At 31.7% G+C, this 24,991-nt stretch carries 21 protein-coding genes and 1 riboswitch; of the genes, 17 read left to right on the top strand and 4 right to left on the bottom strand.

Translation table 11 applies throughout. From position 1 onward, the window contains the following. Window positions 1–901 precede the first annotated feature (901 nt). On the top strand, window positions 902–2,263 hold the full coding sequence (locus tag ACWJKP_RS18910) for an NAD(P)/FAD-dependent oxidoreductase (protein WP_165412602.1): 1,362 nt from the start codon (window positions 902–904) through the stop codon (window positions 2,261–2,263). 234 nt (window positions 2,264–2,497) lie between these two features. On the opposite strand, the gene ACWJKP_RS18905 is transcribed toward ACWJKP_RS18910, so the two are convergent. The 3 genes from ACWJKP_RS18905 to ACWJKP_RS18895 all read right to left on the bottom strand — a co-directional run bounded on the left by ACWJKP_RS18905 (window position 2,498) and on the right by ACWJKP_RS18895 (window position 4,695). Next, window positions 2,498–3,526: a branched-chain amino acid aminotransferase gene (locus ACWJKP_RS18905; protein ID WP_165412601.1), complete on the bottom strand. Its 1,029-nt coding sequence runs from the start codon at window positions 3,524–3,526 to the stop codon at window positions 2,498–2,500. Between the two features lie 259 nt (window positions 3,527–3,785). Continuing rightward, on the bottom strand, window positions 3,786–3,929 hold the full coding sequence (locus tag ACWJKP_RS18900; protein ID WP_165412600.1) for a hypothetical protein: 144 nt from the start codon (window positions 3,927–3,929) through the stop codon (window positions 3,786–3,788). Window positions 3,930–4,056: 127 nt separating this feature from the next. Next, window positions 4,057–4,695 (bottom strand): RusA family crossover junction endodeoxyribonuclease, encoded by a 639-nt coding sequence (locus ACWJKP_RS18895; protein WP_165412599.1) that lies wholly within the window; start codon window positions 4,693–4,695, stop codon window positions 4,057–4,059. Window positions 4,696–4,951: 256 nt separating this feature from the next. Here ACWJKP_RS18895 and tsaD point away from each other — a divergent pair, with 256 nt between their 5' ends. Beyond that, window positions 4,952–5,974 (top strand): tRNA (adenosine(37)-N6)-threonylcarbamoyltransferase complex transferase subunit TsaD, encoded by a 1,023-nt coding sequence (gene tsaD, locus ACWJKP_RS18890; RefSeq protein ID WP_165412598.1) that lies wholly within the window; start codon window positions 4,952–4,954, stop codon window positions 5,972–5,974. A 105-nt stretch (window positions 5,975–6,079) separates the two neighbouring features. On the opposite strand, the gene ACWJKP_RS18885 is transcribed toward tsaD, so the two are convergent. After that, complete coding sequence (locus ACWJKP_RS18885) at window positions 6,080–7,186, bottom strand: AI-2E family transporter (protein ID WP_165412597.1); 1,107 nt, start codon at window positions 7,184–7,186, stop codon at window positions 6,080–6,082. Window positions 7,187–7,502: 316 nt separating this feature from the next. Here ACWJKP_RS18885 and ACWJKP_RS18880 point away from each other — a divergent pair, with 316 nt between their 5' ends. The 15 genes from ACWJKP_RS18880 (at window position 7,503) to kamE (ending at window position 24,968) form a co-directional block, all read left to right on the top strand. Further along, complete coding sequence (locus ACWJKP_RS18880; RefSeq protein WP_165412596.1) at window positions 7,503–8,126, top strand: TetR/AcrR family transcriptional regulator; 624 nt, start codon at window positions 7,503–7,505, stop codon at window positions 8,124–8,126. Window positions 8,127–8,150: 24 nt separating this feature from the next. Beyond that, window positions 8,151–10,262, top strand: coding sequence for an efflux RND transporter permease subunit (locus tag ACWJKP_RS18875; RefSeq protein ID WP_202881863.1), 2,112 nt, complete (start codon window positions 8,151–8,153; stop codon window positions 10,260–10,262). Window positions 10,263–10,304: 42 nt separating this feature from the next. Then, on the top strand, window positions 10,305–12,632 hold the full coding sequence (locus ACWJKP_RS18870; protein ID WP_165412595.1) for a hypothetical protein: 2,328 nt from the start codon (window positions 10,305–10,307) through the stop codon (window positions 12,630–12,632). A gap of 351 nt (window positions 12,633–12,983) precedes the next feature. Then, window positions 12,984–14,078, top strand: a complete 1,095-nt coding sequence (locus ACWJKP_RS18865; RefSeq protein ID WP_165412594.1) for a hypothetical protein — start codon at window positions 12,984–12,986, stop codon at window positions 14,076–14,078. 38 nt (window positions 14,079–14,116) lie between these two features. Further along, entirely contained in the window at window positions 14,117–14,368 is a 252-nt protein-coding gene (locus ACWJKP_RS18860; RefSeq protein WP_165412593.1) for a cysteine-rich small domain-containing protein, read from the top strand. Window positions 14,369–14,480: 112 nt separating this feature from the next. Then, window positions 14,481–14,661: riboswitch (Lysine riboswitch) on the top strand. A gap of 201 nt (window positions 14,662–14,862) precedes the next feature. Then, complete coding sequence (kal, locus tag ACWJKP_RS18855; RefSeq protein ID WP_165412592.1) at window positions 14,863–15,243, top strand: 3-aminobutyryl-CoA ammonia lyase; 381 nt, start codon at window positions 14,863–14,865, stop codon at window positions 15,241–15,243. A gap of 158 nt (window positions 15,244–15,401) precedes the next feature. After that, the gene (kce, locus tag ACWJKP_RS18850) at window positions 15,402–16,226 is read left to right on the top strand and encodes a 3-keto-5-aminohexanoate cleavage enzyme (RefSeq protein ID WP_165412591.1); all 825 of its coding nucleotides are present in this window, start codon (window positions 15,402–15,404) and stop codon (window positions 16,224–16,226) included. Between the two features lie 48 nt (window positions 16,227–16,274). Continuing rightward, on the top strand, window positions 16,275–16,928 hold the full coding sequence (atoD, locus tag ACWJKP_RS18845; protein WP_165412590.1) for an acetate CoA-transferase subunit alpha: 654 nt from the start codon (window positions 16,275–16,277) through the stop codon (window positions 16,926–16,928). Window position 16,929: 1 nt separating this feature from the next. Next, the gene (locus ACWJKP_RS18840) at window positions 16,930–17,595 is read left to right on the top strand and encodes a 3-oxoacid CoA-transferase subunit B (protein ID WP_165412589.1); all 666 of its coding nucleotides are present in this window, start codon (window positions 16,930–16,932) and stop codon (window positions 17,593–17,595) included. 12 nt (window positions 17,596–17,607) lie between these two features. Then, the gene (kdd, locus tag ACWJKP_RS18835) at window positions 17,608–18,645 is read left to right on the top strand and encodes an L-erythro-3,5-diaminohexanoate dehydrogenase (protein ID WP_165412588.1); all 1,038 of its coding nucleotides are present in this window, start codon (window positions 17,608–17,610) and stop codon (window positions 18,643–18,645) included. A gap of 207 nt (window positions 18,646–18,852) precedes the next feature. Continuing rightward, window positions 18,853–20,106: a lysine 2,3-aminomutase gene (gene kamA, locus ACWJKP_RS18830; RefSeq protein ID WP_165412587.1), complete on the top strand. Its 1,254-nt coding sequence runs from the start codon at window positions 18,853–18,855 to the stop codon at window positions 20,104–20,106. Window positions 20,107–20,143: 37 nt separating this feature from the next. Beyond that, window positions 20,144–21,151, top strand: coding sequence for a lysine 5,6-aminomutase reactivase subunit KamB (gene kamB, locus ACWJKP_RS18825; RefSeq protein WP_165412586.1), 1,008 nt, complete (start codon window positions 20,144–20,146; stop codon window positions 21,149–21,151). Window position 21,152: 1 nt separating this feature from the next. Continuing rightward, window positions 21,153–22,622 carry a lysine 5,6-aminomutase reactivase ATPase KamC gene (gene kamC, locus ACWJKP_RS18820; protein ID WP_165412585.1) on the top strand — a complete coding sequence of 490 codons (1,470 nt, stop codon included), beginning with the start codon at window positions 21,153–21,155 and terminating at the stop codon, window positions 22,620–22,622. A gap of 1 nt (window position 22,623) precedes the next feature. Next, the gene (gene kamD / locus ACWJKP_RS18815) at window positions 22,624–24,180 is read left to right on the top strand and encodes a lysine 5,6-aminomutase subunit alpha (RefSeq protein ID WP_165412584.1); all 1,557 of its coding nucleotides are present in this window, start codon (window positions 22,624–22,626) and stop codon (window positions 24,178–24,180) included. After that, window positions 24,180–24,968, top strand: coding sequence for a lysine 5,6-aminomutase subunit beta (gene kamE / locus ACWJKP_RS18810; RefSeq protein ID WP_165412583.1), 789 nt, complete (start codon window positions 24,180–24,182; stop codon window positions 24,966–24,968). The genes kamD and kamE overlap by 1 nt, the downstream gene beginning before the upstream one ends. Window positions 24,969–24,991: the final 23 nt, after the last annotated feature.

The following is a 24,991-nucleotide window of genomic DNA, read 5'->3' as shown; positions in this document are numbered from 1 at the left end:
ATTACTTTCATGAGGTACACTCTTTTTTTGTTTTCTCGTTTTCCATGAAACTTTATTTTTTAAACTTTTCCAAATTCTATATAAATAAATTTATTTTAATTTTAACTTTATTTATATTACTATAAATGAGCGAAAACGATTCCATAAATTTTCATATATCAAAAAGAAAAACATCTATGGATTCTCCTGTTATAAGGGGTATGTGTAGCAATGGAACCAAAACGGCAATATAATTACCATATTAGCCCATATTCATTACAACTAGCATCTCCTTCGGTAAAACAGTTCTTTGCATCAGCTTCATTTTCTAATTCACGGAATATTTCATATGATATTTAGACCTAAATACACACAAATCCTAACATCTTATTTATTTCTGACATATGTCAAATTGTTAGTACATATGTCAGAAATATAAATATAGGTAATTAGTTTTATAATGGCTATATTTCAGAGAATATCGAATTAGTAATTTGTCTATTCCACCTTTTCGGCGGGATGGGCAAAAACACCCAGTATAGTTATTTCTTTAAAGAATAGGCTATAGACCCAATGTGAATGTAACTCAATTGGTATTGTGTTACTTTCAGGATATCAATACACACTTAATTTCTATAATCCTTTGAAAATATTACTTTATAAATCAAATCATGTTAATATAAATAAGGGATTTATAAATTAACATGATTTTTAATTTGCATTGGGGGGCCTCTATGAAACGATACATACTATATATGTATAGTCTCAGTCTACTTAGTTTACACTTATATATCTAAAAAACAAAGAAAAGTTAGATGCCGTGAAACCAAAATTTAACTGTATAATTGGTGCCTAATTGACAATATCGGGTATAACCCCCTAATATTAAAATATTTTTAAGAGATATGAAAGGAATAAATATATGTATGATATTACTATAGTAGGGTCAGGAGTTAGTGGGATGTTCCTCGCATATACTCTGGTACAGACAAAATCAGAATTAAAAATACTGATGATAGAAAAGGGGAGAAAATTTATAGACAGGGTATGTCCAATGGAAAACGGATTAAGCAAAAGATGTATCCATTGTAAACCATGTAATAAATTTCAAGGTTTTGGTGGTATGGGTAGGTCTGAGGGAAAATTTAATTACACTAATGATTTTGGTGGTTATTTAGGTGAAAAAATAGGAAACAGAACTGCACTAGAATTAATGGAATGTATTGATAATATCTTATGTTTATTTGGTGCAGATACAGTTAAATTATATAGTACAGAGAATGAAGAACTTAGTAGAAGAGTAAAAGAGAAAAATTATAATATACTAACTACAAAAGTAAGACATTTAGGAACAGCATTGTCTTATGGAATTTTAAATAAAATGTATTCACATCTTAAGGATAAGGTAGATATTAAGTTTGAGTTAGATATAACTTCTATAGATAAAATGAATAATGTATTTAACTTGAATAGTAAAGAAAATGTTTTCCAGTCTAAGATAGTTATATTAGCTACAGGTATAAGTGGAGGAGAGGAATTTCTGAAATATTGTCAAGCTTTTAATATTGAGCCCTATAGAAAAAGGCTGGATTTAGGGGTAAGGGTTGAAATGAAGGGTGATCAGTTAGACTCTATTCTTAAAGATTCTTTTGAAATTAAGATTAATTACAAAGGTGATGGATTTGAAGCTACAACTTATTGTATGAATCCTAAAGGAAAAGTAATCAAAAAGTTTCAAAAAGGCATCGTAATGGCTGATGGTCAAAATTATCTTGAAACAGACAGTCCGAGTTGTAACTTAAATTTTTCTATTCTTGTACCAAAATATTTTTCTTGTTTTATTGAGGCGAACGAATATGCCACAAGTATAATAAAATCTATAAATAAAGATAGAGAAAGAATAGTACTTCAAAGATTTGAGGATTTAATAAATAATAGGGCAACTACAAAAGAACAACTTACTAAAAATAGTATTCAGCCGTCGATTGAAGGTGAGGGTGGAAATCTATATAATGAAATTCCGAAGATTTATATAGATGCACTATTAAAAATTATTAAATCAATAGAAGATATAATAGGAAAAGAGATTTCTGAAGACACTTTATTATATGGAATTGATGCAAAATTTTATGAACCTGAAATTAGTACTAATGAATATTTTGAGACCAAACAAGAGGGACTTTATGTTTTAGGAGATTGTTCAGGAACAACCTATTCTTTATCACAGGCGGCTGCAAGCGCAGTATATCTCGGTAGGTATTTGTTAAACAATAATAATAAATAATGAGATACAAAAGGGTTTGTAATAACATTGTATATAGTTTAAAACGTATCTATAGGATTATGAATAAATATGTCCTCTTTAAAATATCCTTTGAAATATTTGACAAAAAATACTCCTCCTTGCAATTTTTGATAATTAGCTTATCTCAATTATTGGCAAGAAAGAGTACTTTTTATTCTGTTTACACAAAATTACTTACAGGCCCTTTTGAAGTTGTTTTTTGTTATGAAATGATTATTCTACTTCCACAATCCAGCCTTCAGGAGATTTTATTTCTCCAAATTGGATTCCGTGAAGAGTATCATAAAGCTTTGTAGTAACTGGGCCCACTTCTGTCTCGCTGTGAAAAACATGAAGTTTACCGTTATATTCTATACCACCAATAGGCGTTATTACAGCAGCAGTTCCACAAGCACCTGCTTCTTTAAATTCACTAAGAGTACTTATTGGGACATCTCTTTCTTGTACTTCCATTTTTAAATATTCTTTTGCAAGATAAAGTAATGAGCGCTTAGTTATGCTAGGAAGTATTGATGGTGATTTTGGGGTTACAAATATATTATCATTTGTAATTCCAAAGAAGTTTGCAGAACCAACTTCTTCGATGGTGGTATGAGTTGCTGGATCAAGGTAGACACAGTCAGCAAATCCTTTTTCTTTAGCTTTTTCATAGGCAAGAAGGCTTGCAGCATAGTTTCCTCCAACTTTTACATTGCCTGTTCCATAAGGGGCGGCTCTATCATAGTCATCAGATGTCATAAAGTTTACTGGGGCTAGTCCTCCTTTGAAGTAAGCGCCTACAGGGCAACAGAATATTCCAAATAAAAATTCAGGAGCTGTACTTACGCCAAGGTTATCCCCAATACCTATCATATAAGGTCTAAGATAAAGTGTTGCTCCGGTTCCATATGGTGGAACAAATTTTTCGTTTGCTTTAACAACTTGGATACATGCATTAACAAATTTTTCAACGGGGATCTCAGGCATGAGAACGCGTGAACAACTGTTCATCAAACGCTTAGCGTTTTCGTAAGGTCTAAACAATTGGATATTGCCTTTTTTTGTACGATAAGCTTTTAATCCTTCAAAACATTGTTGGCCATAATGAAGAGCGGTTGAAGCTTCACTTATACAAAGTTTGTTATCTTCAACTAGTTTTCCGTCATCCCATTTGCCATTATTCCATATCGAAATATAACGTAAGTCTGTCTTGCTATAAGTAAAACCTAATTTATTCCAATCGATGTTAACATTTGCGGTCATATTAATCCCCCTATTTTGTAATTGCTTTTTATTTAAAAGATTTTTTATACAACAGTAGAAAGATAATAATAAATTCTAAATGTTGTAAAAACTCGTATAAGATAGAATATGAGTATTATTGTAACATAAAATATGCACGGCAATAGCATTTTCAGTATTTTAATAAACTAAATTCAAAATATTTATAAAATGAATAAAAAGTTGCATTAATGCAACTTTTTATTGATTATTTATATGTTATTTTGAGATGAGTAAGTTATTAATTTGAACCTTCGGGAATATTATTTTTATCTTTACACTTATTGCTATTAATATCATTTATAGGTTGAAAACCTGTGCTGTTTTCCATATTAGCTATTGCGTCATTAACCTTTTTGCTTTTAGTCTTTTTATTTCTGTTCATGAGTTATATCTCCCTTCATATTTTGCAGTGGGTATATTAATAGCATAGCCAGATTTTTTTGTAATATGTATTATATAAATAGAAAAAGTTCAAACCATTTTAACTTGCAAAATGTTTTGAACTATTACTAAAATAATTTTTTGAAGCAGTTTTTGCATATAGTAGTTTTACCCTTATTGGCCGAAATGCATTCATCCTTTGACACCGGCTTTCTACATATTTCACATATTAGTTTTGAGGTAGAACTGTTAAGAGCCACAGATTTTGGCTTATTTACGTTAGCGCCTATGGTGTTTTTTTTATTTGAGGGTGGATCGTAATTTATGGACTGCTGTTTTTCTTTTTTTTCAACTATTGCGTAATTCATAGCATATGTACTTTCACCAAAAAGTTCCAATTCAAATCTAGGATTTTCTTTATCATAAAACTCCTCAATAATAAGTCTTGTAACTTGGGCATCATTTACTATAAGACCACTTTTCTCTATACCATCGAAAATGCTTTTAGTTATGTTGTTTGTATCAGGATGCCTTTTTATACTTTTATAATATACTTTTAGAACAGCAATAAGGGATTCTGTTAAAAAAATATTACAGTTTTGGATTCTGCATTGATAAGCAATCTCTTCCTCATACAGAGCGTATCTATCATGGTACTTCCCGGAATTATAAGGTAAAATAGCTCTGCCATTCATGTTGAAAAGTTTAAAATTAGATTTTGAAATAGGTGAGCCTTTTATTATGACCTTTGCGTAGGTGTTACTCATATGTTCCTCCTAGGATCTATTAATTAAACTTTCTATAATATAATCACATACAATTATATCATAGAAAGAGAGATACTAAGCTTAAATGTATTTATGCGCACTTGATGTGCTAAAGTTAATAAAGTATAATTAATTTATGTTGTTAACAGATGTAAACATTCATTGAACACAAGGTTCAGTGAACATAAAGTTCTTAGAATGTTTTTATGAATATAGAGAAAAAATTATATAAACTATATTAAAGGTGGTAAAAGCAATGGAAAAGGATATTAAAATACTTGCAATTGAATCGAGTTGTGATGAGACAGCGGCGGCAGTAGTCGTGAATGGCCGTGAGATTCTATCAAATATAATTGCATCACAAATTGATATACATGAAAAGTTTGGAGGTGTTGTTCCTGAGGTGGCATCTAGAAAGCATATAGAAGCAATAAGTGCTGTAGTTCAAGAGGCATTGGACGAAGCTAAAGTTACATTAGATGATATAGATGCAATAGGAGTAACTTATGGCCCAGGGCTAGTAGGAGCACTACTGGTAGGAGTTCAATATGCTAAGGGGCTCGCATATGCAACGAATAAACCCTTAATTGGAGTTAATCATATAGAAGGTCATATAAGTGCCAATTTTATTCAATATAAAGAACTTGAACCACCATTTATGTGTTTGGTAGTTTCGGGTGGACATACATTTATTGTATATATGAAGGACCACGGTGAATTTGAGGTTATGGCTCAAACTAGAGATGATGCAGCAGGAGAAGCCTTTGATAAGGTGGCTCGGGCAATTGGGCTAGGATACCCTGGTGGTCCTAAAATAGATAAAATAGCAAAAGAAGGCAATGCAGATGCTATAAAATTTCCAAAAGCTAAATTTCATGAAGCTACTTTAGACTTTTCTTTTAGTGGAGTTAAATCTTCGGTGCTAAATTATCTGAATAAAATGAACATGAAAAGTGAAACTATTAATGTACCTGATGTGGCCGCATCTTTTCAAAAGGCAGTGGTTGATGTTTTGGTTCATAATGCTCTAGAGGCATGTGAAATTAAAGGCGTAGATAAAATAACAATAGCGGGTGGTGTGGCATCAAATTCTTGCCTTAGAGAGACAATGATAAAAGAAGGGCAAAAGAAGAACATAAAAGTTTTGTTTCCGAAGATGATACTTTGCACTGATAACGCAGCTATGATTGGAAGTTCAGCTTACTTTGAATTAATTAAAGGAAGAATTTCACCGCTAACGCTAAATGCGATACCGAACTTAAAACTTGGAGAAAGATAGGATAATATAAATATAGAGTTACTAAAGAACAAACATAGTGAATTTTATATAAAAAAGGAATGCGGATATATTACAATATATCTGCATTCCTTTTTGAAAATATCCTTATAATTCAATATCCTTTTCCGCAAGCTTCCTGTTAATGAATCTTTCAACTATCAGTAAAATAATCGCCATTGTGGGTACTGCAAGGAACATTCCAAGAACCCCAAAGGTTCCGCCACCTATGAGTATTGCAAGGATAATAAGTAAAGGGCTTAAACCAACAGATTTCCCAAGGATCTTTGGCCCTAAATATAATCCATCAAATTGCTGAAGAATAATAATGAATAAAAGCACCCAAAAAGCTTTTATAGGGCTAAAGAATAGAGTAATAAAAAAAGCAGGAACCATTCCAATTAATGGTCCGAAATAAGGAATCATATTTGTAATTCCAACTATTAAGCTTATAAGCATAGCATTAGGAATTCTAAGAATACTAAGTCCTACAAAGCATATAATACCAATAATAACAGAGTCAATAAATTTTCCGATAACAAAACCTGAAAAGATATAATTGGCTTCTTTGCTAAATTTTATAAAACCATCTGCATTTTCTTTTTTTAAGATAGCATAAATTAGTCTCTTTATATTTAATATTAAGGATTCTTTATCCTTTAAAAGATACAAAGATACAACAAACCCAAGCAAAAATTTCATAAAAGAAGATGTAAAACCTACGGCTGTTAGCAAGGCAACGCTGATACCGGTATTTAGATATTTACTTAAGTTAGACATAAGTGTTAAGGTAGTTTCGTCTAAATATTTAGTTATACCATATTTATCAAGCAATTGAACCTTATCCATATTTTCATAAAACCAAATTCGGGTTTTAGATATATATTCGGGAGTTGAAACTGTTAGTTCGCGAATACTTTCACCTATACTAGGCGTTAGTATAGTGATACTAAAAACTATTATGCCTAAAACACATATGTAAATAATAAGTAGAGTTAGATTACGCTTTGTATGAAACTTTTTTTCAATATTGACCATTACGGGGTTTAATAAGTAGGCTATACCGAATGCCCATATAAATGAACTTATATATGATATAAAAATACTAAGGGCATTGGTAACTAATTCTATGTGGTATACTATTCGAAATAAAATAAGCGATAATAAGATTATAGGGATTAAATTTAAATAAGGGATTTTTTTATCTTTGAACAAGCTCAATTCACTTCCTTAATTAATAATTATTTTAAAATAATACGATGATGTAATTATATCATAAATATAAATATTAAAGAATAATTATAACATATTTCAGGTCACTATGAGGTTTATAGTGAATATTTTTGGTTTTTGCGGGATGGTTAATAAGTATTAAAGTTAGCAATTAACAAATAACGATATTATGGATATTTACAATATATTTACAATGTTATTATTGACTAATGGTAATAAAAGTATATAATAAGTAAGTGTGGTGAACAAATGACCGATGGTCATAAATTAGAATTAAAAACTAGGTGGTAAATGCACTATGAAAAAAATTGAAATTATTAAAGAAAAACAAAGTAAATCGGAAATGAACAAATTAAAGAAGAAAAAGAGCTTATACGACTCAGCTTATGAACTTTTTACAACTAAAGGGATTAATGACACTGCTATAAACGATATTGTAAAAGGAGCAGGAGTTGCTAAAGGAACTTTTTACCTTTATTTTAAAGACAAATATCACATTATTGACTTGATAGTCTTAAGAAAGAGTTCAAAAGTTTTAAAAGAGGCTATTGAGGTATCTATGAATAAGGAGTTTGAAGAATTTAATGATAAAGTAATCTTCTTTGTAGATTATATAATTGAATATCTAAGGGAAGATAAAAAGCTTTTAAGGCTTATATATAAAAATCTTTCTTGGGGTATTTATAGAAAGGTGATAGCAGAACCTTTGGAGTACAACGAAATGAAGGAAATCGCAAAAGTATTTATGGATAATATAGTGAGCGAAACGATGTGTATAGCAGAAGCTGAAAAAATATTATTTATGATTATTGAACTAACAGGTTCGGTTTGCTATAGCTCAATTATTTTAGAGGAACCGGATACTATAGATAATATGAAACCTGTATTATTTAAAACTATTAAGAAAATATTACAAAATTAATTTTCTAAGAGAGGGATGACCTAATTGAAAAAGTTCGGACATTTTATAGCTAAAAACAGGATAATAATTTTAATTATTTCTACATTGCTACTGGTTCCATCCGTAATTGGAATGGTAAATACAAAAATAAATTATGATCTTCTTACCTATCTACCACAAGAACTTGATTCCATGAAGGGACAAAATATTTTAGATAAAACATTCTCAAACGCAGCCACTTCAATGCTTATTGTTGATAATATGGAAGGCAAGGATGTTTTAAAAATAAAAGAAAAGGTTTCAAAGGTTAAAGGTGTAGAAAAAATTATTTGGGTAGATGATATTTTGGATACTACTATACCTAAGGAGATTTTGCCAGATGAAATTAAAAGTTCTTTTTATAGTGGCAATTCTACTATGTTAATAATTAAATTTAAAGAATCAGCATCTTCAGAAGCCACACAAAATGGTATAACCAATATAAGGAAGGTAACAAATAAACAATGTTATTTAAGTGGTATATCGGCAATTGTAAAGGATACTAAAGATTTATCGGATAAAGAAACACCATTTTATGTAATGATTGCAGTAATACTATCAGTCGTAGTTTTATCTTTAACAATGCAATCGGTTATAATTCCATTTATTTTCTTGTTAGGGATAGGGTATGCCATATTATATAATATGGGGACAAATATATTCTTAGGGCAAATTTCTTATGTAACAAAAGCATTAGCAGCAGTACTTCAACTTGGTGTAACTATGGATTATTCAATATTTTTACTTCATAGATATGATGAGGAAAGAGAACTTATGCCAAATGATCATATAGGGGCAATGGGAGATGCTATAGCAAATACCATGGTTGCTATATCAGGAAGTTCACTAACAACTATAGCAGGTTTCTTAGCATTATGTACCATGCAGCTTGCATTAGGGAAGGATATTGGGCTAGTAATGGCAAAGGGCGTTTTGCTTGGGGTTATAACTACGGTAACAGTATTGCCTGCATTAATTTTAGTATTTGATAAACCTATTCATAGATTTAGTCACAAAACCATATTACCTGAATTTGATAAAACATCAAAACTGGCTACCAAACACTATAAAGTAATAACTATAGTATTTTTACTTGCATTTATACCAGCTATTTATGGAAATAACCACACTAAGGTTTATTACAACTTAGATGAATCGCTACCAAAGAATTTGGATTCTATTGTGGCAACAAATAAACTAAAGAAAGATTACAATATGACTTCAACACACTTTATTGTCATAAATGATAAGCTTGAAACTGATAAAGTTAAGGAAATGGTAAAGAAAATAGAAAAGGTAGATGGAATTGACAAGGTACTTGCTTCAGATAAGTACTTAGGACCACTTATTCCAGAAAGCTTTATCCCAGAAGATATTAAAGCCATTGTTCAAAAGGGTGGTTATAAACTAATAATGGCAAATTCTAAATATAAAGCAGCTACAAAAGAAGAAAATGATCAGATAGATGAAGTAATTAAAATTACAAAACAATATGACCCGAAATCAATGGTTTCAGGAGAAGGACCTCTTACTAAGGACTTAACTGAAATAGCAGATGTTGACTTTAAACATGTTAGCATAGCATCTATTGGTGCGATATTCGCTATAATACTTCTGGTATTTGCATCTGTATCTTTGCCAGTAATTCTGGTCTTAGCTATACAATTAGCAATATTCATAAATATGGCAATTTCATGTTATATGGGAAATGTGATTCCCTTTGTGGCATCTATAGTTATTGGAACTATACAGTTAGGGGCTACAGTTGACTATGCAATATTACTGACAACAAGATTTAGAGAAGAAATGAGAAATGGATACGAGAAAAACAAGGCTATGGAAATCGCAGTTAAGGGCTCTGCTAAATCTATTGTAACCAGTGCATTAACCTTTTTCGCAGCTACTGCAGGGGTAGCAATCATTTCTGACATGGAAATGATAAGTTCACTATGCACAATGATGGCAAGGGGAGCAGTAATAAGTATGGGAATTATCCTTTTTGTTCTTCCATCTATACTATTAGTAAGTGAAAAATTAATAATAATTACGAGTAGAAATTTTAAATCTAAACCACAAGCAAGTAGCGAACTAAAAGCAGAATCACAATCAGAAAATTAAGAAGAACTTTTGAAAGCTAAATTATAGGGGAGATGTATTAACGTGAAAAATAAATGTATGTCAAAAAGATTATTAAGTATCGTGTTAACAGGTGCATTAATTATTCCAAATACGACTTATGCTACTGAATTAATTCAAAAGGATGAGACTGTTTATGTTACGTTAAATCAGCAAGGTGGGGTTAAAGAAAAAATAGTAAGTGATTGGCTTCATTCTAACGAAAAAAATATTGAAATTCATGATAAATCTATATTAAAGGATATAAAAAATGTAAAGGGTGAAGAAAAACCAAATGGTATTGGTGAGAGTTTAAATTGGAAAATAAGTGGTAATGATGTTTATTATAAAGGTACTACTGATAAAAAACTTCCTATTGATGTAAATGTTAAATACTTGCTTGACGGAAAAGAAATTAAACCAGAGGATTTGGCAGGCAAAAGTGGAGAAGTGAAAATAAAAATTGATTATAAGAATAATGAAAGCCATATGGTTAATATTAAAGGGAAAAACAGAAAATTATATACTCCATTTAGCACTGTAACTGTACTAGATTTGCCAATAGATAATTTTAGAAATGTTAAAATTAGCGGTGGGAAAATGATTAATGATGGGAATAATCAAATAGTCACTTTCATTTCTCTTCCAGGTATGAAGGAAAGCTTGGATTTAGAAAAGACTACTTTAGACTTAAAAGAGAATTTAGAAATTACTGCACAGGTAGAAAACTTTGAAATGGGTCCTATAATGATAACAGGGACTCCAGAACTTCCTGATATGGAAGAGTTTAAAAGTGCCTCATCTTTAGAAGATTTAACTAAAGGCATTAATGATATACAAGATGCTAGTACCAAGCTAGCTGAGGGAACAGGCAAATTAGACATTGGTCAAAAGGCTTTAGCTGATAATATGACATTATTTAATGGTGGAGTAACTAAGCTAGGCGTTGGAGCTTCAGGATTAAATACCGGTGTGATAAAGATTGGTGACGGTGCAAATGCAGCACAAAGCGGCGCCCAGAAGGTGGCAGGTGGATTAAAAGCATTTGAGGCAGGAACTACAAAGCTCGGTAGTGGAGCACAGCAGTTTGGATCAGGCACAGTAGAATTTGCTGCAAATTCAAAAGCATTTGCAGATGGAGCAGGTAAGCTAGCATATGGAACAGACAAATTAGTTACAGGTTCTAAAGGGCTTTCAGATGGAGCTAATAAGTTAGCTGAAGGGACTAATACAGTGTCGACTAAAATGGAATCACTAAGTGAGGGACTAGATACAATGGTGAATTCTACAGTATCGCTACAGCAAGGCCAAAAGCAGGTAACAGATGGAGCAGATCAAAGCTTAAAAGGTATAGATAAACTAAAAAAAGGTAAAGAGTCAGAGATAAAAGCTACTGATTCTTTAATATCAGGAATTGAAAAATTACAGGGACTTATTGGGATCCTTGGGGAAATTCCTGGTACAAGTGAAATAGCGGGGAATTTAAATGGTGGATTAGAAAATGAAAAAGGTGGTCTTGTAGCTTTAAAGGATGGCGGCAATGAATTGTTACAAGGATTAAATGAACTTGAGGAAGGCATAGAAAAAATTAAAACCGGTTCACAGCAAGTAGATACAGGTATGGGTCAGCTTCAAGAAGGTCAAAAGAATGCAGCGTCAGGGTCAAAAGAATTAGCTAAGGCCACAAAACAAATATCAGATAAAACTGGTGAATTAGCTAATGGAGCAGGAGGGATTGCGCAAGGCACAGAACAATTAGGCTCGGCAGCAGGAAGGCTTAAAACGGGTAGCCAGGGACTCACAGGTGGAGCAAATAAGTTAAGTACTGCAGCTGAAGATTTAAGTGCAGGAACAAAAGTTATGGGAGAAAGTACTAATAAATTAGTGGTAGGATCTCAAAGTGTTGCAGATGGTTTAACGAAATTAAATAATGAGGGAATAAAACCATTAACAGAAGGAGCAAGTAAATTAAATTCATCAGTGGGTGAGCTTTCTGTAGGGTCAGGAAAATTAAAAGAAGGTGCCGATAAATTAGCAAATGGAAATAAAGAATTAGATGAAAATATGAAAAAATTCGATAAAGAGGGTATTCAAAAGATAAGTGGCGAAATTGACAGTAAAATGGGAGATGTGCGAGATGTTATTGATGTGAAAGATGAACTTGTAAAAATATCTAATAATTATGGTACATTTTCAGGTGTAGGCGATAAGATGGATGGTAAAGTTAAATTCGTTATGAAAACTGATGGGATAAAAGTAAAGATCGAGGCAACTAAAGAAGATAAAAAAGTTGTAGAGATAAAAGAAGAAAAGAAGGGCTTTTTAACATGGGCAAAGAACTTGTTTAGCAGCAATGAGCAAGTAAAAAAATAATAATAAATTTAAAAATGAAGATAGATACCTGTTTAAACCGGAAGGTAGAATTTATGGGAAGTATCTATAACAAATGCGAAAATCATTTCAAAAGTAATAAAAGGCATTAGTTTAAATTTAAACTAATGCCTTTTATTACTTTTGTACGGATAAATCATTGTTAATATTTACAAAAAAATCATAACTCAAAGAGAAAATAAACATTGTATATTTTTAAATTGTAAACATATAAATAACAGTGTAAAACATTAAAAAATTCCAGTTGATACACTAATATAAGTGGAGTATAATAATCTATGTTTCAATTATTTAAAATATTAATTGTTATGAATTTAAACGAGGAGCAAAATTATGACGGGCCATAAAAAAATAACGAAAAAAAAATTAAAGTTACTCATTATAGCGATGTGTTTATCTCTAAGCATAGGGACACTGATGGCTTATTTAAATAAAATTAATAAAAATCCGAGCAAAAATATAGAGGCTATATCTAGTAAAGATACCGAAATTAAAAGTAAGGATCAAAATGCTAAGCTAACAAAGATAGCATTCGAGAAGAATAATAATGTTTATCTTTATGATGAAATAAATGAACAGATTAAATCTTTAGGGGATAATTCAAATTCAAAAGATCTATTAAAGCTTTCTCCAGATAAAACAAAAATAGTTTTTAGAGCTTTTAATGAAGAAAAAGAAATAAATCCCCCGCATATAATTGTTTATGATATTAAAACTGAAAAATCAACGGAGATTAACATAAATAATAAAAATGTTCAACAAATTATTGAACTCAAGTGGATAGATAATGAAAATATTTTGATTACGGGTCATATTAATCCGTCAGCTTCAGGTTATGCGGTATATAACATAAAAAACAAATTGGAGTTAATATCATGCGAAGGCACCATAAGAGATATTATTATAAATAAAAAAAGCATTCTTTATAGCGTAACACCTCATATATTTCCAAAACCTAGGGCCAATCTATATATTAATGGTAATAAAATTTTTGAAAGTACAGATGATAAGGAAGAAATATATGATGGAGTGATATCTAAAGATGGTAAAATGCTTGCCTTTAGAAGTTTGCTTTCAGGTTCAAAGAATTCGAATGGTGAAGTAAATGCTTATATTAATGTAGCTAAAATTAATAATGATGGAAAATCAATAAGTGATTTAAAGAAGACAAGCATAAATAGTGACATAACTGGAGATTTAAAATTTGATGATAAAAATAATATAAATATTATAGGGGACCAATTTATATATAAATTAGAAGCAGGCAATATTATTAAGGAAAAAAATAATTTGCCAAAGCAAGCAGAACTTTCTGAGGAGCAACTTAAAAAGTTTAAACAAATTTTGAATAAGCAATTCCCCGAAGAATCTATTTTAGAACAAACAGTATTAGAAGATATAGATATATATAATGTGGTAACTTTTTAGATTGCGAAACTAATCTAAAAATTAAAGGAGGGGTAAAAATGAATAATAACTATAAATTTTTCAGAAATAAAGATTGCGAATATTTCCCATGCCATGAGGTTAAAAATGATGAAAAATTTAATTGTCTATTTTGCTATTGTCCACTATATTTTCTAGAGGAGTGTGGTGGTAATGGGAAATTCGTAAATGGTGTTAAAGATTGCTCAACTTGCATGATTCCGCATTCTGAAAATGGATATGACTATATAGTAAGCAAGATAGTGGAAGTAAATAAAGCAAAAAGAAAATAATAACTAAGAAAAAATATTTTTTACTAAAAAAGTATTTTTTTAAAAAAATATTGCATTTGAAACGTTTACGTATTATAATTAATTAAGAGTTAAAAATAAAATTTAATAGTTTCACATAAATAGAGGTGCAGATAAAGAGGTAATTTTTGAATGATAAGGATATGAACATCCAATGTCAAAAATGAAGTATTTGTTTGCCGAAAGAATATTTTGGTTCTTCAATATATTCTTGGGGATAGAAAGTAGTATTTCTATCACTGCCATAAGAATTCTTATGGAGAGCTATTTATGTAATGAAAAGATATTTTTTCATTGCATTAATAGACCTAGTACTTTGGTTAATTAAGGCGCTGAAAATTCAGTGCCTTTTTTTATTTCAAAATAAATTGACATAAGGCATTTTCTAAAAGATACACAATACAGATTTGTTGTTTTTTACAAAATTCCTGAAAATTACAAAGTAAATAACTACAATAAACGAGGAGGAAAATAAAATGAAGTCTTTAATAAGGTTAAGAATGAGTGCACATGATGCACATTACGGTGGAAATTTAGTAGATGGAGCAAGAATGCTTCAATTATTTGGGGATGTAGCTACAGAACTTTTAATTATGAACGATGGTGATGAAGGATTATTCAAAGCATACGATGCTGTAGAATTTTTAGCACCAGTTTATGCAGGAGACTATATAGAAGCTGTTGGAGAAATAGTGAAGATAGGGAATTCATCAAGAAAAATGATTTTCGAAGCAAGAAAAGTTATAGTACCAAGACCAGATATAAATGATTCAGCTTGTGATGTATTAGAGGAACCAATAATAGTTTGTAAGGCAAGCGGAACTTGCGTAGTTCTAAAAGAAAACCAAAGAAAATAATATGCAAGAGAATTAATGTAAACTTTTTCACCTAGTGGTTAATATTTTAGTTGCTAAATAAGTTTGTGAAAAATTATCATAATATATATAACTTATCATAAATATTATGGTAGATAGTAATTATTTTTGTACCACGAAGCACTATAAGGAGGTAGCACATGGAAAAATTAATAATTACTGCAGCTATATCTGGAGCGGAAGTTACAAAAGAACATAATCCAAACGTACCCTATACTGTTGAGGAAGTGGCAATAGAAGCGGAAAAAGCTTATAAAGCAGGAGCTAGCATCATTCATTTACACGTAAGGAAAGATGATGGAACACCTACTCAAGACAGGGAAAGATTTAGAGCTTGTATGGAAGCTATTAAAGAAAGATGCCCGGATGCAATTATTCAACCATCAACAGGCGGAGCTGTTGGAATGAGTAATGCAGAAAGACTACAACCAGTTGATTTAGGACCAGAAATGGCAACTTTAGATGCAGGTACTTGTAATTTTGGTGGCGATGATGTATTCGTAAATACTGAAAACACTATTAAAGAATTTGGTAAAAAGATGATTGAAATGGGTGTAAAACCAGAAATTGAAGTTTTTGATAAGGGCATGGTAGATATGGCAATAAGACTTCAAAAGAAAGGTTTTATAAAAACACCAATGCATTTTAATTTTGTTATGGGTGTAAATGGTGGGATAACTGCTTCGCCAAGAGATTTAGTATTTATGGCAGGAAGCGTGCCAGAGGGAAGTACTTACACTGTATCAGGTATTGGTAGATTTGAATTTCAAATGGCAGCGGTGACTATTGTAATGGGTGGTCATGTAAGAGTTGGATTTGAAGATAATGTATATATTGAAAAAGGTATACCAGCTAAATCAAATGCAGAATTAGTAGAAAAAGTAGTTAGACTTGCGAAAGAACTTAGCAGAGAAATTGCCACTCCACAAGAAGCAAGAGAGATATTGGGTTTAAAGAAAATATAAAACTGATAATTGTTATATCTTCAAGATAAATAAGAGGAGGTAAAATAAATGAATAAGGTTGTATCTTTAGAACAAGTTAGGCCATTACTCAAAGATGGAATGTCAATAATGATAGGTGGATTTTTAGCCTGTGGAACACCTGAAAAGATGATAGATCTATTAATAGAAACAAATGTAAAAAACTTAACTATAATAGCAAATGATACAAGCTATGTAGATAGAGGCATAGGAAGACTTGTAGTAAACGGTCAAGTTAAAAAAGTTGTGGCATCTCATATAGGAACAAATGCTGAAACGGGAAGACTTATGACAGAAGGGAAAATGGAAGTAGAACTTGTGCCACAAGGAACACTAATTGAAAGAATAAGAGCAGCGGGAGCTGGGCTTGGTGGAGTGCTTACCCCTACAGGAGTTGGTACTATGATAGAAGAAGGAAAACAAAAACTTACAATAGAAGGAAAAGAATATCTATTAGAACTTCCAATTAAAGCTGATTTAGCACTTGTTTATGCAAGCGCCGTAGATGAAATTGGAAATGCAGTTTATTATGGAACAACAAAAAACTTTAATCCAATTATAGCTACTGCTGCAGAAATCGTAATAATGGAAGCTGGAAAAATTGTTAAAGTCTGCGAACTTGATCCAGATAATATTGTGACTCCATGTGTATTGGTTGATTATATTATAGGGGAGGCTAACTAATATGATTACAGATAGCAAGATTGCAAAACAAATTATTGCAAAAAGAATTGGTAAAGAATTAAAAGATGGACAACTTGTTAATTTGGGCATAGGGCTTCCAACATTAGTTACGAATTATATTCCAGAAGGCGTCCATGTTACTCTCCAATCAGAAAATGGAATGGTTGGAATGGGAGCTTCTCCAGCAAAAGGAGAAGAAAACAAGGATGTAACTAATGCAGGTGGTCAATTTACTACAATACTTCCTGGCGGAGCATACTTTGATACCGCAATGTCTTTCACTTTAATAAGAGGAGGGCACGTTGATATGACTGTTCTTGGAGCATTGGAAGTAGATCAGGAAGGAAACTTAGCTAATTGGATTGTGCCAGGTAAAATGGTTCCTGGTATGGGTGGAGCAATGGATTTAGTAGTAGGAGCCAAAAAGGTTATTATTGCAATGCAACATACAGCTAAAGGGACTCCTAAAATATTAAAAAAATGTACGCTACCATTAACAGCAAAGGCACAAGTTAACCTTATAGTTACAGAACTTGGAGTAATGGAATTTACTGAAAAGGGACTTGTACTTACTGAAATTCATAAAGATACAACAGTTGAAGAAGTTAAATCACTTACTGAAGCTGAATTAATAATATCAGAAAATCTAAAAATAATGGATGTATAGGAGGAATTTATTATGAACAAAGGATGTAAATACGGAACTCACAGGTCACTTGAACCAAAAGGTGCATTGCCACAACCAGCAACTAAAATATCAAATGATATGAATATATTTGATAATGAAATTTTAATTGATGTTCAGGCTTTAAACATAGATTCAGCTAGCTTTACTCAAATAGAGGAAGAAGCAGGACATGACATTGAAAAAATAAAAGCTAAAATTATGGAAATTGTAGCTGAAAAAGGAAAGATGCAAAATCCTGTAACAGGTTCAGGTGGAATGCTTATTGGAACAGTTGAAAAAATAGGCGAAGCTTTAAAAGGAACAACAGATCTTAAGGTTGGAGACAAAATATCTACATTAGTTTCACTATCGTTAACTCCTTTAAAAATAGAAAAAATTGTTGATATAAAACCAGATATCGATAGAGTTGAAATAAAAGGGAAAGCTATTTTATTTGAAAGTGGATTATATGCAAAACTTCCAAAAGACATGAATGAAAATCTAGCATTAGCAGCGTTAGACGTTGCAGGAGCACCAGCTCAAGTTGCTAAACTTGTTAAACCAGGTCAATCAGTTCTTTTACTAGGCGCAGCAGGAAAATCAGGAATGATTTGCTCTTATGAAGCAGTTAAAAGAGTAGGACCAACAGGAAACGTTATAGGCATTGTAAGAAATGAAGAAGAGAAAGCGAGATTAAAAAGATTAGGTCTAAAAATGCAAATAGTTATTGGAGATGCTAGAAACGCTATTGATGTAATGAACACTACTCTAGAGCACAACAATGGATGTGAAGTAGATGTAGCAATTAACATGGTTAATGTTCCAAATACTGAAATGTCATCAATTTTACCAGTAAAAGATGACGGAATAGTGTACTTCTTCTCAATGGCTACGAGCTTTACAAAAGCGGCGCTTGGAGCTGAAGGTGTAGGTAAAGACGTTACTATGATCGTAGGGAATGGATACACTAAAGGACATGCTGAAATAACTCTTGAAGAGTTAAGAGAAAATGAAACATTAAGAAAAGTATTTGAAGAATTATACGTTTAATGACATTTCAGAAGGAAAGTATTGAAGTTCTATAAGTGGGAGCATAAATATCCTTCTGAAGTCATTAATATTTCAGCTTCGAAGAAGATGATTTAATTGTGATTTAGAGGATACAATATAAAGCTATATTGTATTCTCTCTAAACCATATTGATATATCAACTACATATTTTTAAATTAAAAATTATTATACGATGGAGGTACTAATATGAAAGTTAATAGAAGATTTGAATTATTTAAAGATGTAACTGATGAGCAATGGAATGATTGGAAATGGCAGGTTAAAAATAGAATTGAAAATGTGGATCAACTTAAAAAATATATACCGTTAACGCAGGAGGAAGAAGAAGGAGCTAGGAAATGCGTTCAAACATTAAGAATGGCTATAACTCCTTATTACTTAGCATTAATAGACCCTAATGATCCAAACGATCCAATAAGAAAACAAGCTATACCAACAGGGCTTGAATTACATCAGGCACATGCTGATTTATTGGACCCATTACATGAAGATTCAGATTCTCCAGTACCAGGGTTAACCCATAGATACCCAGATAGAGTATTACTATTAATAACTGATCAATGCTCAATGTACTGCAGACACTGTACAAGAAGAAGATTCGCAGGTCAAAGCGATAGTGCTATGCCAATGGAAAGAATAGATAAAGCAATCGAGTACATTAAAAATACTCCACAAATTAGAGATGTATTATTATCAGGCGGAGATGCTCTACTTGTTTCAGATGATAAATTAGAATATATAATTAAAAAATTAAGAGCAATTCCACACGTTGAAATAATAAGAATGGGTTCGAGAGTACCAGTGGTTCTTCCACAAAGAATTACAAAAGAATTAGTTGATATGTTAAAGAAATATCACCCGATTTGGCTAAACACTCACTTTAATCATCCAAATGAAATTACAGAAGAAGCAAAACTTGCATGCGCGCGGCTTTCAAATGCAGGAGTACCTCTAGGAAATCAATCAGTTCTTTTAAGAGGGGTTAATGACTGTGCACATATAATGATGGACCTTGTACATGAGCTTGTTAAAATTAGAGTAAGACCATACTACATCTATCAATGTGATCTTTCAATGGGACTCGAGCACTTTAGAACACCAGTATCTAAAGGAATAGAAATTATTGAAGCTTTAAGAGGCCATACTTCAGGATTCTGTGTTCCAACATTTGTTGTTGATGCTCCAGGTGGCGGTGGTAAAATACCAGTAATGCCAACTTATATTATTTCTCAAAGTCCTGAAAAAGTAGTACTTAGAAACTTTGAAGGCGTTATAACTACTTATGAACAACCAACTAGTTATACTTCAGGTTGCAACTGTGAAGTTTGCGAAGGAAAGAAAAAGGTTCACAAAGTAGGAGTAGCAGGGCTATTAAACGGTCAGCAAATGTCTATGGAACCAGCTGGACTTGAGAGAAATCTAAGAGGACATCACGAGTAAAATTAAGGACAGCATAAACAACCCAAGCATTTTCAATATGATTCAAAAATATGACAGTGTTTCTATCATAGGAATGAATAAAAATGTAGGAAAAACAACCACCTTAAATCATATATTGAGAGAAGCCAGAGGGGAAATATCCCTTGGGCTTACCTCTATAGGAAGAGACGGAGAAGAGTTGGACCAAGTAACTGCTACTGAAAAACCTAAAATTTACATTGAAGAAGGAACTATAATTGCTACTGCAAAACAATGCTTATTAAATAGTGATATTACCAGGGAGATTTTAAAAACTACTGGTTTTAACACTCCTATGGGTGAAATAATTATATGCAGAGCATTAAGTGACGGATATGTAGATTTAGGCGGTCCATCCGTAAATTCTTATATGACTTTAATATGTGATGATCTTAAAAGGTTTGGAAGTGAGCTTGTAATTGTGGATGGTGCCCTTAATAGAAAAACCTTCGCCTCTCCATCAATTACAAATGCTACAATTTTATCAACTGGAGCGGCGCTGTCAAAAAGTATGGATAAGGTTATAGAAGAAACTAGTCATACTGTTAAATTACTTTCATTAGAAAATGAAAAGAATAATGAAGTATTAAATCTCGCTAATGAAGTTTTACGCATTGGCAGGATAGGTATTATTCGCAAAGATAATACTATAAAAATGCTAGATGCAATTACAGCATTGGGATCTTCTAAGGAAATTGTTGAGTTTTTAAATGAAAATGCCTCCTATGTAGTTATTAAAGGGGTAGTTTCAGATAACCTACTAGAAGATATTATGACATCTACAAATAAGTATAAAGGTGTAATTTTCCTAGTTGAAGATGGAACAAAGCTCTTTTTAACTAGGGAAACCCTTTATAAATTTAAAAAGCAAGGTGGAATTATAAAAACAATAAATCCCATTAATATAGTATGTGTTACATCCAATCCAAAATCACCTTATGGGTATGAATTTGATAAGCATAAGTTTTTAGATGGGCTTAGGGATAAATTAAATATACCTGTATTTGATGTAATTGGAGGGGAGTAAAATGAAATTTTTAGATAAGCAGCAGAGAGATCAAATTGGTTTTTCTTTTGTTATGGATAAACTGGGGATAACTACTTCTTATGGGCTTGAGGAGAAAAAAAATATTAGACCATTTAAAGATTCACAAATAAATGAATTAACCCATGAATTAAATAGTCTAGAAAATATGATTAAATCAATGAGAACTCATACTCAAGAGTATAATGGAATAGGAAGAATATTTTGTAAACTAAAAGATATTAGAAATTCTATTAAAAGATGTAATGAATCAGAAACATTAGATGAAATTGAATTATATGAAATAAAATATTTTTCAATATTAGTAATAAATTTAAAAAACATCTTGGATAAATTACAGCTTGATATAGAAGAGGTTCATCTAAACTCTTTAGATGAGGTTATCTCCCTCCTAGACCCACAGAAGAATGGAATGTCTACTTTTTATGTTTATGATGAGTATTCTAAAACTTTGCAATATATAAGGGAAAAGAAAAAACAAAAGGAAAAAGAAATTTTTACTGTAAAAACCGAGGAAGAAGTAAATGAACTAAAGAAGCAAAGGTTAGATTTAGTTATAGAAGAGGAAGAGGAAGAACTAAGGATTAGAAAAGAGTTAACACTACAGATTTCTAAAGGAACTGAGATTATAAACCAAAATATAAAAGCTATAGGTAGATTAGACTTTTTGATTGCCAAAGCGAATTTATCCATAGATTATAATGGTTCTCGGCCAAAAATTTGTGAAGAAATGAGGATTAATCTTGATGAAGGCTTTAATCCTGAAATCAAAGAAATATTAGAAAAAGGTAAAAAGGTATTTACCCCAGTTACTATAGATCTAATTGGTGGTACAACTATTATAACTGGTGCTAATATGGGGGGTAAAAGTGTTACCCTTAAGACTATTGTTCTGAATTTACTGCTTGGACAAATGGGTTTTTTTGTATTTGCAAAAAAAGCACAATTTCCAATTCTTAATTTTATTCATTTTGTTTCAGATGATATGCAGTCCATATCCAAAGGCTTAAGTACATTTGGTGCAGAAATAATAAAGTTAAAAGAAGTGGTAGAGTCTGCAAAAATAGGAAATGGATTTATAGCTCTAGATGAGTTTGCAAGAGGTACTAATCCAAAAGAAGGATACTATCTTATGAAATCTCTTTCTAAATACTTAACTAAATTTCAATCAATAAGCTTAATTTCAACTCATTACGACGGAGTAGTTGAGGATAATATGGAACATTATCAAGTAATGGGACTTAAAAATGTAGACTTTGATGCGTTAAAGTATAAGATAGATTTAAATAAAACTCATTCCGTTGAAATAATACAACAACATATGAATTATAAGCTAGAGAAGGTTTCAAAAGAAAATGAAGTACCAAAAGATGCACTTAATATAGCGATATTACTAGGCCTTGAAAAGGAAATAGTGGATATAGCAAAAGGGTTTTATAATGAGGAGGAATAATATGGAAAGCAAATTAAATATGAATTGGGATGTTGTTGAAAAAGCTAGACAATCAGCTAAAAATATAGCAAAAGATACTCAAGAATTTATTGACGTACATACTACAGTAACAGTAGAAAGAACTGTGTGTAGACTTTTAGGTATTGATGGGGTAGATGAAGTTGGAGTACCAATTCCGAATGTAGTAGTAGACAATATTAAAAATGGTAATGGATTAGCACTTGGTGCTTCGATGTTTATAGGAAATGCTATGGTTGAAACTGGTCTTTCACCACAAGAAGTTGCTGAGAAAGTAGCAAAAGGTGAAATAGATTTAACTAGAATTCCTATGCACGAAGAATTCGAAATAAAAATGGCTGTAGATAAAGTAGCTAAAGAAATGGTTGCTAAAATCAAAGAAAATAGAGGTAAAAGAGAATCATACCTTGAAAAATTTGGCGATAAGAGTGGCCCATACCTTTATGTAATAGTAGCTACAGGTAATATTTATGAAGATATAATCCAAGCAAAAGCAGCTGCAAAGCAAGGTGCAGATGTAATAGCCGTAATAAGAAGTACAGGACAAAGCTTACTTGACTTCGTTCCATACGGAGCTACAACAGAAGGTACTGGAGGAACTCTTGCAACACAAGAAAACTTCAGACTTATGAGAGCAGCCCTTGATGAAGTTGGAGAAGGGATGGGAAGATATATAAGACTTTGTAATTACTGCTCTGGATTATGTATGCCTGAAATAGCTGCTATGGGAGCGATAGAAAGATTAGACGTAATGCTCAATGACGCTCTATACGGAATACTTTTCCGCGATATCAACATGCAAAGAACTATAGTTGACCAATATTTCTCAAGAGTAATAAACGGATTTGCTGGAGTTATTATAAACACTGGAGAAGATAATTATTTAACTACTGCAGATGCAGTAGAAGAAGCTCATACTGTGCTTGCTTCACAATTTATAAATGAACAATTTGCATTAGTTGCTGGAATTCCAGAAGAACAAATGGGACTTGGCCATGCGTTTGAAATAAGTCCAGATGTTGAAAATGGATTTGTATTTGAATTAGCACAAGCACAAATGGCAAGAGAAATCTTCCCAAGAGCACCACTAAAATATATGCCTCCAACTAAGTTTAAGACTGGGGATATATTTAAAGGACAAGTACAAGATGCATTATTTAACATGGTTACTATTATGACAGGACAAAAATTACATCTTCTTGGAATGCTTACAGAAGCAATACACACTCCATTTATGTCAGATAGAGCGTTATCAATAGACAATGCTCAATATATATTTAGAACTATGAAGGATTTAGGATCAGAAATCACCTTCAAAAAAGGTGGCATGGTGGAAACAAGAGTTGATGAAGTATTAAATAAGGCAGCAGATTTAATTGGAGAAATTGAAAAAGAAGGTTTATTCAGTACAATACAGCAAGGAAAATTTGCAGGAATTAAGAGACCTTATACTGGTGGAAAAGGACTTGCAGGAGTTGTAGAAAAAGAAAAAGCTTACTTTAACCCATTTATAGATTTAATGTTAGGGGGAAATAAATAATGAGTGAAGGACAATATTCATTAGAAGTTAAAGAGTATGATCAAAATTTGGATTTAACAAAGATTAAACCCTATGGAGATACTATGAATGATGGTAAGGTTCAAGTGAGCTTTACACTTCCAGTAGAAGATAATGAAAGAGGAGTAGAGGCAGCACTTCAACTTGCTAAATCTATGGGACTTGAAAATCCAAACTGTGCTCATCATGCATCTTTAGATAAAGAATTTTCTTTTTATGTTATTTATGGTTCATTATCGCATACTGTAAACTATGAAGAAATTCATGTTCAAACTGTAGAAGTAGAAACAATGGATATGAAAGAAATTGGAGAATATATAAAAGAAAATATTAAACGTGACGTTGTAATAATTGGAGCTAGTACAGGAACAGATGCCCATACAGTTGGTATAGATGCTGTAATGAACATGAAGGGTTTTGCAGGACACTATGGTCTTGAGAGATACCCTATGATAGAAGCTTTAAACTTAGGAAGCCAAGTTGAAAATGAAGAATTTATCAAAAAAGCTATAGAACTTAAGGCTGATGTTCTTCTAGTTTCTCAAACAGTAACTCAAAAGGATGTACACATCGGAAACCTTACAAATCTAGTAGAATTATTAGAAGCAGAAGGAATTAGAGATAAAGTTATATTAATTTGTGGAGGCCCAAGAATAACACACGAACTTGCGAAAGAACTTGGATACGATGCAGGTTTTGGACCGGGAAAATTTGCTGGAGACGTAGCAAGTTTTGCTGTTACGGAAATGGTTGAGAGAGGTTTAATTTAATAAATTTATATTGAAAAAATAGG

Source organism: Clostridium sp. CM037, from assembly GCF_055081095.1.
This window is presented reverse-complemented; position numbering and strand designations above follow the sequence as displayed.